11 protein-coding genes are annotated in these 10,963 nt (G+C 35.3%); 6 read left to right on the top strand and 5 right to left on the bottom strand.

Features of this window, described 5'->3' with window-relative positions:
- Nucleotides 1-498: 498 nt before the first annotated feature.
- Both I4V44_RS16530 and I4V44_RS16525 read left to right on the top strand, forming a co-directional pair.
- Nucleotides 499-672 (top strand): hypothetical protein, encoded by a 174-nt coding sequence (locus I4V44_RS16530; protein WP_173736012.1) that lies wholly within the window; start codon nucleotides 499-501, stop codon nucleotides 670-672.
- Nucleotides 659-997 carry a type II toxin-antitoxin system RelE/ParE family toxin gene (locus I4V44_RS16525; protein ID WP_021650357.1) on the top strand — a complete coding sequence of 113 codons (339 nt, stop codon included), beginning with the start codon at nucleotides 659-661 and terminating at the stop codon, nucleotides 995-997. The genes I4V44_RS16530 and I4V44_RS16525 overlap by 14 nt, the downstream gene beginning before the upstream one ends.
- A 53-nt stretch (nucleotides 998-1,050) precedes the next feature.
- Here I4V44_RS16525 and I4V44_RS16520 read toward each other — a convergent pair whose 3' ends face one another.
- Nucleotides 1,051-1,410 (bottom strand): MmcQ/YjbR family DNA-binding protein, encoded by a 360-nt coding sequence (locus I4V44_RS16520; RefSeq protein WP_008703804.1) that lies wholly within the window; start codon nucleotides 1,408-1,410, stop codon nucleotides 1,051-1,053.
- Between the two features lie 399 nt (nucleotides 1,411-1,809).
- On the opposite strand from I4V44_RS16520, the gene I4V44_RS16515 reads away from it, so the two are divergent.
- Both I4V44_RS16515 and I4V44_RS16510 read left to right on the top strand, forming a co-directional pair.
- The gene (locus I4V44_RS16515; protein WP_173765497.1) at nucleotides 1,810-2,151 is read left to right on the top strand and encodes a plasmid mobilization protein; all 342 of its coding nucleotides are present in this window, start codon (nucleotides 1,810-1,812) and stop codon (nucleotides 2,149-2,151) included.
- Nucleotides 2,100-3,479: a relaxase/mobilization nuclease domain-containing protein gene (locus I4V44_RS16510; RefSeq protein ID WP_118168642.1), complete on the top strand. Its 1,380-nt coding sequence runs from the start codon at nucleotides 2,100-2,102 to the stop codon at nucleotides 3,477-3,479. Before I4V44_RS16515 ends, I4V44_RS16510 begins: the two co-directional genes overlap by 52 nt.
- A 23-nt stretch (nucleotides 3,480-3,502) precedes the next feature.
- Here I4V44_RS16510 and I4V44_RS16505 read toward each other — a convergent pair whose 3' ends face one another.
- Complete coding sequence (locus I4V44_RS16505; RefSeq protein ID WP_005426519.1) at nucleotides 3,503-3,916, bottom strand: winged helix-turn-helix domain-containing protein; 414 nt, start codon at nucleotides 3,914-3,916, stop codon at nucleotides 3,503-3,505.
- 118 nt (nucleotides 3,917-4,034) lie between these two features.
- Here I4V44_RS16505 and I4V44_RS16500 point away from each other — a divergent pair, with 118 nt between their 5' ends.
- Nucleotides 4,035-4,409, top strand: a complete 375-nt coding sequence (locus I4V44_RS16500; protein ID WP_092073165.1) for a BlaI/MecI/CopY family transcriptional regulator — start codon at nucleotides 4,035-4,037, stop codon at nucleotides 4,407-4,409.
- 10 nt (nucleotides 4,410-4,419) lie between these two features.
- Nucleotides 4,420-6,216 (top strand): BlaR1 family beta-lactam sensor/signal transducer, encoded by a 1,797-nt coding sequence (locus I4V44_RS16495; protein WP_196002987.1) that lies wholly within the window; start codon nucleotides 4,420-4,422, stop codon nucleotides 6,214-6,216.
- A gap of 27 nt (nucleotides 6,217-6,243) precedes the next feature.
- On the opposite strand, the gene I4V44_RS16490 is transcribed toward I4V44_RS16495, so the two are convergent.
- Genes I4V44_RS16490 through I4V44_RS16480 form a run of 3 tightly spaced genes read right to left on the bottom strand, consistent with a single transcriptional unit; the run spans nucleotide 6,244 to nucleotide 10,778 of the window.
- Nucleotides 6,244-7,491, bottom strand: a complete 1,248-nt coding sequence (locus I4V44_RS16490) for a DUF6070 family protein (RefSeq protein ID WP_196002986.1) — start codon at nucleotides 7,489-7,491, stop codon at nucleotides 6,244-6,246.
- Nucleotides 7,478-8,635: a DUF6070 family protein gene (locus tag I4V44_RS16485; RefSeq protein ID WP_119200689.1), complete on the bottom strand. Its 1,158-nt coding sequence runs from the start codon at nucleotides 8,633-8,635 to the stop codon at nucleotides 7,478-7,480. Before I4V44_RS16485 ends, I4V44_RS16490 begins: the two co-directional genes overlap by 14 nt.
- 40 nt (nucleotides 8,636-8,675) lie before the next feature.
- Entirely contained in the window at nucleotides 8,676-10,778 is a 2,103-nt protein-coding gene (locus tag I4V44_RS16480) for a penicillin-binding transpeptidase domain-containing protein (RefSeq protein WP_196002985.1), read from the bottom strand.
- Nucleotides 10,779-10,963: the final 185 nt, after the last annotated feature.

The raw sequence follows: 10,963 nt of genomic DNA, 5'->3' as shown, positions 1-10,963 counted from the left end.
AAAGATTTTAATAACGATTCTCTTCGCAAAATCAAGTCCGACAAAGCTGATTCTGTCAAGATTGCCCGCTACGCTCTAAAATAACGAGAATGCGACGCGCAATTATTCAAAAATCAAATAGACTTTCCAAAACTTCATCTTTAGAAGTATAGTAACAATATTTTTCCTTAAAATCAATAATAATACTTCATCTTTAGAAACTTTTGAGGATCAGAATGATTATTTATTGGGATAAAAAAACGAACAGTAAAAACAGAATAGGACAACGGGTAAAAGAATTACGAAAGGCTCATAATCTTACTCAGAAAACACTCGCTGCCAAATTACAACTTGCAGGATATGATTTTAATGATCTGGCAATCCTGCGAATATCTTCTCGGTCTGACGGACGCTCCCGCAAAATAATTTATTGTATTACCACCCATTCTATGCTAGACTATGGATAGATACTTCTGAACAACATACACTATTTATAAACCGTATGATTGGAGTGATTTCATGGAATTAACAAAAAAAGTCCCTACAACCGATAAAAACCAGGAAAACAATCATCTTCTCCGCATGTTAGACCGGGGAATTGATGATATGGAAGCTGGTCGTGAATTGCCACTGGAAGATGCTTTTCACAAAATCACAGAATTAAGGGATGCACGAAGAAATGCAAGAATATAAAATTATTTTAACCTGGGAAGCAATTTACGACGTCACAGACATTGCAGATTATATTGAAGAAGAATTCGGCCAGCAACGTGCTGACCGTTTTCAATCTGATCTGAAAGAACAAATGCAGAATTTAGGCCAGTTCAGTACTGCCTTTCCCCGAACTCAAATTCTGTACAGAGGATATTCCATACATAAAAGATCTTTTCCGCCATCTATTATTTTTTATATTATAATGGAAGAAACAAAAGAGATTCATATTCTCCGAGTGTTGCGCCATGAACGAGATTGGGAAAATATCCTGTTGCAAAGACCAACTTATACATATCCAGAATGAATACCTGGGAGCCGATCAGAGATTTTTCTGAAAGGCTTCCTTTTAAATTTTAATTACTTCCCACTGTCAATTAAATCATAACTCATATCCAGAAAATCTAGCGTCTTAGCTTCACTGACAGATTCATCCAAAAGAATCGTAATCCAGTGTCGCTTATTCATATGATACCCCGGTAAAAATCCATACGTTTGAATTAACATCCCAACCAGATCAGGGTCACATTTTACATCCAGGATATTAATTTTTCCATCTTCTTCTAATCCCAGTGTTTTCTTTTCCACTGCCATAATTATAGCATACCATTTTCCATTTTTATGTCGAAGCACCGCAGAATCAGGATCTTTTTTCCATAAATATTCCGGTTCCGTTCCATATTGCTCTTTCACATATTGAAAAATTTCCTCACGTTTCAAATTTATCCCTCACTTACGATTTCTTGCTCTGATTATACGCTATCAGGATTATATTCTCAACCACTTCTCACAGTTCCATTTATGTTTTATAGCTTTTGTATAGCCTGCTTTGCAGGCTATACCCCAAAAGAAGCAAGCACTGCCAGTGTCATGACAACTGGCTCATTTTGTCAAATTCCCTTTCCGGTTCATTCTACCAAAATGTATCAGGGAGTATCCCTGGCCCTCTCATATTTTATAATTTCTTAATTTGACGCTTTCACCCAGTCCTGTTAAAATAACTTACAGATACATCTGTCCAAACCAACAAAAAACCAAGTACCATAACTGTCATAGCCGAACTGGTTAGACAGTTTTTTTGTACTCTTTTTTATAGAAAAAACGAATTGGAGGATTTCAATGAGCAAACGTACCAGAATTCATCCCGTACAATTTTATTTGAATGATGACGAACAATACATTTTAGAAGAAAAATATCGTCTTTCCAGGATGAAAAGCAAATCTGCCTTTCTACGGAAAATGATCTTATATGGATTTGTATATGAAGTAGACTACTCTCATATCCGAAAAATGAATACCCTGCTGGGCAATATCAGCAGCAATTTGAATCAGATCACCCATCGTATAAACAGTACCAATACAATTTACCAAAAGGATCTGGACGATATAAAGGAGTTAATAGAAAAAATATGGCAGTTACAAAAATCCATGGTATCAAAACAACCGTTGATAAAGCAATAGAATACATCTGCAATCCAGATAAAACTGACCAGAATCTATATATTTCTTCCTTTGCCTGCTCTCCCGAAACAGCCGTTCTTGACTTTAAATACACTTTGGATCATACACATGACTGCAGAGATCCGCACAATACAAATAAGGCATTTCATCTGATTCAGGCATTTTCCCCTGGTGAAGTTTCCTATGAAGAAGCCCATCAAATTGGCAAAGAACTTGCGGATCGCTTACTGGAGGGAAAATACTCCTATGTTCTGACAACACACACTGATAAAGGTCATGTACATAACCATTTAATTTTCTGTTCTGCAGATAACATCACTTTTTCTCATTACCATGACTGTAAAAAGAATTACTGGAAAATACGAAATCTCAGCGACACTTTATGCCAGGAACATAACCTGTCCACAATTATGCCAGATGGTAAAAAAGGAATGAAATACAATGAATGGGCTGCAAATAAATCTGAATCCAGTAAAAAAGCGCAGCTGCGAAAAGATATCAACCAGACAATCCGAATCGTTTCCACTTATTCAGAATTTCTTGCATTTATGGAAGCTAAAGGATATGAAATAAAAAACGCAGAATTTGGCGAAAACAGCAGAAAATACATTACCTTTCGTTCTCCCGATATGTCCCATCCAGTGCGTGGAAGTGCTAAATCTTTAGGAAAAAATTTTACTAAGGAACGTATCAAAGAACGCATTAATAATAAGCTCCACAGAACTACTGTTCCTTCTGTTCGTAATAAGTTAATAGACACCAACACTCCCAATATAGCAGGAAACATTGGACTTCAGAAATGGGCAAATAAGGAAAATTTAAAAATTGTCTCTGCTGAATATAACAAGATGTTCACACATAATCTACATAATTTTTCAGAACTTGAAGACCGCATAGCCTTGTTACATATGCAGCAAAAAGAGGTAAATACCTCTGTTGTTTCTCTCGAGTCTCAGATACGCCATCTTCGAGAAATGCTAAAATATGCCGAACAATATCAGAAAAATAAAATTTACGACGACCATTATAAAAGCTCCAAAGATCCAGATCGTTATTTCCGTAAATATGAATCTCAAATTATTCTTTTCGCGGGTGCTGAACATATTTTACAGGAAAATGGTATAAACCTGAAACATCTTAATTCCAATAAGTTGCAAGAGCAAATTGCAGATCTTATTTCCAGAAAGGAATCACTAAATACTCAATACGTTTCCTTTAAGCAAGAAATAAAAGAGTTGGAATTGATACATCAAAACCTGTCCAAATATCTCAAACAGGATGCTCCTGAAATACAAAGATCTTCTCATAACCAACTCCCTTCTTTGTAAAACCATAATAATAGGCAGCGATTTCACTCGCTGCCTAAATTCCCGTTAAACCGATATCCTACACCTCGTACTGTTTGTATATATAATGGTTGTCCAGGATCATCTTCTATTTTTTCTCTGATATTGCAGATATGTCGCATAACCACATTATAATCACCGGAATAAGGTTCATTCCATACCAGATCATAAACCATTTCTTTTCCAAATATTCTACCTGGACTTTTCGCTAAAAGAAGTAAAATATCATATTCATATTTTGAAAGATGAACATCACTATCATTCTTTTTAACAATTCGTTCCTGTAGATATATTTTTAATTCTCCAAACCTTATAATTTCCGGTATGAATTGGTTTTTATGTTCCCAGCTAGTCAATATGTTTTCACTTATGCTTCCATTAGCATCTGTGATTCTCTCAATAATTTCTATCTTTTTCACCTTTATTGCCTCTACATTATTAATTTTATATTCTATATATCATCTGCCATTTGACTTTTTTCTTCTACAAGTAATATAATATATTTATTACATATGTAGGATTTAGCAGGAGGATTTTATTATGTCACTACCCCAAATTTCAGAAGCCGAATTTGAAGTTATGAAAATTGTATGGAAATATGCTCCCATCAATACAAATGAAATTACAGAAAAACTTACTCTAACTACCAGCTGGAGTCCAAAAACAATTCAAACTCTTATCAAGAGACTTGTTTCCAAAAAAGCTCTTTCCTACGAAAAACAAAGCCGGGTATTTGTCTATACTCCATTAGTCCAAGAAGATGAATATATACGCCAGGAAAGCAATTCTTTTTTAAAGCGATATTATAATGGAAATCTTTCTTCTATGCTGGCTTCTTACCTTGAAGACGATAAACTCTCTTCAACAGAAATTGATAACTTACGCCATTTATTATCAAAACATCAGAAATAGGAGGTTTTGAATGAGCAACTGGATCATCCACTTTTTAATCAGTAATATCTTCATATGTATTTTTACACTTGTAATAATCGGAACAAAAAAACTTCTGAAAAAATATTTATCTGCGGCTACACAGTACCATCTCTGTTTTCTTTTATTTTTACTACTTGCCGTGCCATTTTTTCCTGTACAGATTCATGGCTCACAACTTTTTTCATGGTTACATTTTTTTCAAACTGACTCAGGACTTAACTCTGGTACCGACACGCTATCCGAACTTACCAGTAATACACAAAATATTTTGTTAAACCAGGTGAATGATTTTTCAGTTTCCATCAGTAGTCAATTTTCTGGAGGCTTGAATACCATACTCTTTCTAATATGGATAACGGGTGTTATGATTATGTCAGTCCTCACCCTTCATTCATTAAACTATGTACGTTCCATAAAAAGATCTGCTCTCCCGCTTCAAAATCAGCAGGTAAAAACTATTTATTACAATTGTTTAAAGGAACTTAAAATCTCTCACCCAGTATCAGTCTACAGTACTGCATTTTTAAAATCACCAGTTTTAATCGGAATAATACATCCCAGAATTTACATTCCCATCCATTTAATTTCCGAACTGAATCCTGATGATATGCGTTTTATGCTGCTACACGAATTACAGCATTACCGTCACAAAGATACATTTATTGGCTTCCTCATGGTCATAAGTAATATACTCTACTGGTTTAACCCTTTTGTTTGGTACACTTTAAAAGAAATTCTCTGTGACCGTGAAATAGCCTGTGATTCTGCTGTATTGCAGATGATTTCTGCTGATGAATACCAAGCTTATGGAACTACACTGATTAATTTTGCAGAAAAAATATCCTCTTTTTCCTCTCCACTGGCAGTTGGAATGTCCGAAAATTTCAGGCAGATGAAACGACGTATTCTCAACATCGCCGTTTTTAGGAAAGAAACTCTTTATCAAAAAATGAGAGCATTGATAATTTATCTGGTCATTAGTGCTGTTTTTATTGGATGTACACCCATTTTATCCATTGATGCCTCTACTCAAAGCGTATATCATTTTAGTGATACAGACAAAAATATCTCCCTGTTAGATATATCCGAAACATTTGGAACATATGATGGATCATTTGTTTTGTATGACAATAATTTGGATTCCTGGAAAATATACGATCTTGAAGAAGCCACCAAACGTATTCCGCCAGAGTCTACCTACAAAATATACGATGCATTATTAGGGTTGGAATCCGGAATCATCACACCAGAACACTCTTCCATGACATGGAATGGTGATGCCTTTCCTTTTCCATCCTGGGAAGCTGATCAGGATTTAAACTCTGCTATGCAAAATTCCGTTAACTGGTATTTCCAGGCAATTGATTCGCAGCTCGGAATTAACAGAGTCCAGGAATTTTTGAATAAAATAGAATATGGAAACCAGACAACCAGTTCAAATCTGGATTTATACTGGTCCGATTTTTCATTAAAAATCTCGCCTTTAGAGCAAGTAACATTATTGAAAAAATTTAACACAAATGAATTCCATCTAAATTCCCAAAATGTATTTTCTGTTAAAAATGCTATAAAAATTGCCAGTACACCTAATGGTAATTTCTACGGAAAAACTGGAACCGGTCGTGTCAACGGACAGGATATCAACGGCTGGTTTATCGGATATGTAGAAACTTCCGATAACAGCTATTATTTTGCAACCAATATCCAAAGTGATTCTAATGCAACTGGCAAAAAGGCATTTGAAATCACTTCTGATATCTTAAAAAAATTACATATATGGAATTAACAAATATGAAAGGGCTGATAGTTGTTATCAGTTCTTTCTTTTTATTCTATATTGATATTTGGGAACTTCTTTCGTACCATTATTCAGAATTTTATTCCCCATATATTTAAAACTCTTATCATCGTTGAACTTAACAGTCAGCTCACTTGTAATAACGGCATCATTACATATAAATGTATCACATACAGCATCAACAACCAGCACATTGTTTCCCTCTCCGCTATCTCTTATTTCAACGACCTCCGGTAAAGATGTTCCAAAATAAGTAGGGCTATAATTTAAACAACCTAATCGTTCCCAGTCATAAGTTTGATGTTCCGAATCAAATACTGCCCATTTTTTAATTTGCTCCGCTGTTATCGGCAAAAACTCCATTATCAGATTTTCAAACTCTTCTGCCGGAATTCCACTTGAGTTACCTGAAAACTCATATCTCTCCCCGTATTTCATTCGATATAAATATTCATATAAACCATTATAATCTAACCCTTCCATATCAGATCTATCCCAATCAGAACATAAAAGATTATTCCCCTGATATCCAAGCAAATACACACACCTCTTTGAAACTTCCCTGCATTCATCACTTAAAGGTTTAATTCTTATCATAGAACTGCCATCAACCGCTTCTGATACTTCCGGATATTTTGGAACACATAGCGTATAACCAAACCAGCCTTTTTCTGTATATTTCCATTCTTCTATCCTTGTATACGAAACATATACAATAGATGGATTGTCGTTCATACCCCAAACAACTTTCACAGCCAACAAATACATATCTGTCCCATCATAATTGAATTTGAGTCTTTCTATCCCACCATCCCTGTTAATCCTATATAAGACGATATCTCCTGGCAGATCCTGTTCTGCCTTGAAAAGAAATTCTTCCATTTTAGAATAATTAGCCATATTTGAATACGGCGCTGATGTAATAACAGGGACATTTTTTTCCTTTAATACTTCCTGCATTTCTTCCATTACTGTCTCAGAAACTACTACATTCGATGAAGTTCCTTTATCCGCCTTTTGATAAATGGCTTTCATCTGATTCATAACATTCTTACAATCTTCAATAGCTTCTTCTTTCACGACTTCATCTACTGGCAAATCATATCCTCTTTCTTGTACAGCATAATTCTCAGTTTCCTGTGAAATATATTCTAAATCAGCCCCTTTACATTTTGTATTTCCTATGAAAAAGCATCCCAAAATAAATAAAACACTCACCATCTTTTTCAGTTTTCTTTTTGTACTCATATCAATTATCTCCATAACATTCCTCCCACTTTTCGTCTGATAATCTTTCCGTATACCAGGTAACCTCTATTTCTGACCTTGATACATAATTGGATACATATTGAAATCTATCTTTATCTAACAGCCGAATGGTTACGCTATGACAAAACGCCTGATCTAATTCTTTTTGTGGCCATACCGCATTTACTTCCAGTGTTATTGTTCCATCTTGATTTTCTATGTAGGAAACAACTTCCGGATATGGAATATATGGTGTGGGAGCAAAATCATATACGATTCCTCTGGTTCGATACCGATATGTCTGTGTTTCCGTGTGAAATACCGTTCCTGTCTGCAGTATCTCTGCGCTTATATTAAAATATTTTTGAAATATCGCTTCAAATGATTCTTTTGGGATTTCATAAGTCTTTCCTTCCTTAAATTCATCAGTTTTTTCTTCCATTGAAAGTAAACGGTCAAAAACATCATAAAAATTTATTCCATCATAATTTTTTTCACTCCAATTAGAAGTAAACAATTTATTAAGTGTATATCCAAAAGGAAGTATATATTTTCGATTCAACTCCCGACATTTTTTATTTAACGGTGCTACCCGAAAGTCCCGATATCCAGACGGTCCATCATATCCTGCCGGATGATATTCTTCTATAAAGAAATGCCCGTTTTCTGTATATTTCCATGAATTAGCTCTAAACTCATGATAATATGTTTCCTGCCAAGTGTCCTCTTTCCATTTAAAAGAGCTTACTTCAACGTCTATTTTCCCCTGTTTGGTTTTCAGATCATACCGGATAAAATGATCCCCTGCTATAACTTGAAATATAGTAGTTTTTCCATTCTTCTCTTTTTCTGCTTTTTTCAAAAAATCATCTACTTTAATACTTTGAACCATATCCAGCTGATTGTAGGAATCAATTACTGCATATCCATATTTTCCAAAATAATCCATACTTTTTTGTATTGTACTCAGCTCATATAGTGCATTTTCTTTCACAGCATTCTCATATATGTTCCGATAGCCTTCTGCTAGCATTTCACACTCTCTGTAAATTTTTTCTTTCGTATCTTCAATTGTCTTTTTCTGCTCTTTCTTTATGCCACATCCACTACAGACAGCAAGAAAAATAACTCCCACAAATATTTTCCAAATTTTTTTCATATCATTTTCCTCTTACATTTGTAATATTTAAAGGTAAAAATTATTCATTACCAAGATATTCATCCAGTATCGCCTTATCCTTTTCCACCACATAACCGCTTCCTCCAATATCTTTCACATTCTCTACCATACTGATGAGCAAAATAGGATTTTTTGTATCTCTATCTGTAGTAAAAACTGTAAACCAGCCAATTTCTGTTCCAGATGTATCTTCTTTTGTAGCTTTCAGTTCCGCTGTTCCGGTTTTTCCTGCTAATCTAATGTCTTCCCGGCATGCTCCATAACCAGTTCCTTCCGGGTTATTCACTACACCCTCTAACCCCTCCATAACCTCCGAAACAATTTGTGGTGAAAAAGCATCTTTTATCCAGATTTCACTGGAAGTGCTTCCACCATCCGCGTGAAGATATGGCTTTATCATATTTCCATCATTTAGAAAAGCCGTATAAATGCTTGCAAGATGCAAAGGATTTACCAGAATCTGTCCCTGTCCATACCCACTGTCAGCAAGCTGGATTTCTGTTTCTATCTTGTCCGTATTAGAATACTGAGACTCTGACATTTTAATATCAAATGGAAGTTCCTGATTAAATCCTATTTGATTTAGAGATTGCATCAGTTGATCCGCACCGATTTTTAATGCTGCTTTTGCAAAATAAATATTATCTGAATAAATAAGCGCATTTTTCAAGATCACAGGTGCATAATCATGAAGTGTAGTCACTGTATAATCTCCCCACGAGGAATCTTTCTGCCATGCCAGACCCTCATTTCCAAAATCGTCATTTGCAGTAAATGCCCCCACTTTTAATCCAATTGCAGCAATTACAGGTTTAAAAGTTGAGCCTGGACACCATGTCTGGCGAAAGCGGTTGTATAAAGGCCTGTCTTCATTTTCATTTAATGCACTCCACTGGCTATTGTCCATTCCACGTACAAAATCATTATTATCATAAGACGGCGTACTTACCAACGCCAGTACTTCCCCTGTATAAGGATTCAAGGCTACAGAACATCCTCTGTCTTCTTTAAATTGTTCATAAAGAGTACTTTGAAGATCGCCATCAATCGTAGTATGGATATCTTCTCCATCTTTTTTAGGCTCATATGCAATGACACTTTTTTTATTTCCATTTGCATCTACAATACAGATCTCACACCCATCTGTTCCTTTTAGTTCTTTTTCATAAAGCGTTTCCAGTCCCGTCTTTCCAATCACACTGTTTGTACGATACCCTTCCCCTTTATGTTCCTGCAAATCCTCGGCTGTAACCGCCTGTACATACCCTACCAGATGAGAGGCAGCTTCTTTTAGATAATAAGTTCGTACTTTTACATCAGATAACATAATACCTGGAATCTTCAATAATGTGTCCTGCTTTTCTTTTTCTTCCAGAACAGTTTCATCCGGATTCACTGTCAGAAGATCGACTTCTTGTATTTTAGGAATTGTTGCTACTGGTACAAAAGAATCTGCTTTTACCCAATCGGCTTTTAACTTATCCTCAATTTCGTCTGCTCCAATTCCAAGATACTCTGCCAGTTTTTTTATTGTATCTTCCCTGTTCTCCATTCTGCCCGGAACAATTCCTACCGAAGATGCAGTTCCCTCTCCAGCCAGCTGGCGACCATTTCTGTCTAAAATATTTCCTCTTTTTGCCTCTTCTAACGTTACCTGAACTTTATCCGTTGCAGATAACTCTGGAAAAATCAACTGATCCTGCCAGATTAAATGATATCCTGTCCAGTTATGTGAAAATACCGCATTGTTGGTAAATTCTACATTTCCTGCAGCAGTCTGCATATTTGTTGTATAGGAAACTGCCGCATTTCCGTTTTCTTTTCTTTTTGCTGTAATATCGGTTATGGACAGATCAGACATCTCAATGCCTTCATATATTTTAGAATTTCGTTCTATAAATTCTGCCTTACTGTTCATGCTGCTTTTTTTCTGATCTAGCATGGCATACATTTGCTCATATTCCCCTTTTTCAATATATTTCATATATTCCATTAGTCTTTTTTCAGGAACATTACGATTCATTATTGTTACAATACCGATTCCACCACCAATCAATATACCGCTAAATAAAACTATTTTTGTGATAGTCTTCGTGTGTTTTTTTCTTTTCTTTTTTCTCATATAGTTTTATTTCTCCTTTTTTCGTATTTTCTTAAATATTACACTTGTAATATTTAAACGTCAAGTTTTTTCTTAGGTTTATATATGTAAACAAGAGGAAAGATTTGGGTAGAGTAGGCGGATGAAATTTTCATCCGCCCCTCATCAAACCGTGCATGAGGTTCTCCCTCACACGGCTTTCCGAC

The sequence above is a fragment of the Blautia sp. 1001283B150304_161114_C9 genome (assembly GCF_015668165.1).
Taxonomy (GTDB): domain Bacteria; phylum Bacillota; class Clostridia; order Lachnospirales; family Lachnospiraceae; genus Blautia_A; species Blautia_A wexlerae.
Note: the sequence above shows the minus strand (reverse complement) of the source record. Positions and strands in the feature narration are given on the sequence as shown.

Bases quoted from the DNA above. Each gene is read 5' to 3' on its own strand.
- I4V44_RS16510 (WP_118168642.1), top strand. From the start codon at position 2,100: ATGGCAGTTACAAAAATCCATGGTATCAAAACAACCGTTGATAAAGCA.
- I4V44_RS16525 (WP_021650357.1), top strand. From the start codon at position 659: ATGCAAGAATATAAAATTATTTTAACCTGGGAAGCAATTTACGACGTC.
- I4V44_RS16485 (WP_119200689.1), bottom strand. From the start codon at position 8,635: ATGAAAAAAATTTGGAAAATATTTGTGGGAGTTATTTTTCTTGCTGTC.
- I4V44_RS16530 (WP_173736012.1), top strand. From the start codon at position 499: ATGGAATTAACAAAAAAAGTCCCTACAACCGATAAAAACCAGGAAAAC.
- I4V44_RS16490 (WP_196002986.1), bottom strand. From the start codon at position 7,491: ATGGAGATAATTGATATGAGTACAAAAAGAAAACTGAAAAAGATGGTG.
- I4V44_RS16515 (WP_173765497.1), top strand. From the start codon at position 1,810: ATGAGCAAACGTACCAGAATTCATCCCGTACAATTTTATTTGAATGAT.
- I4V44_RS16495 (WP_196002987.1), top strand. From the start codon at position 4,420: ATGAGCAACTGGATCATCCACTTTTTAATCAGTAATATCTTCATATGT.
- I4V44_RS16480 (WP_196002985.1), bottom strand. From the start codon at position 10,778: ATGAGAAAAAAGAAAAGAAAAAAACACACGAAGACTATCACAAAAATA.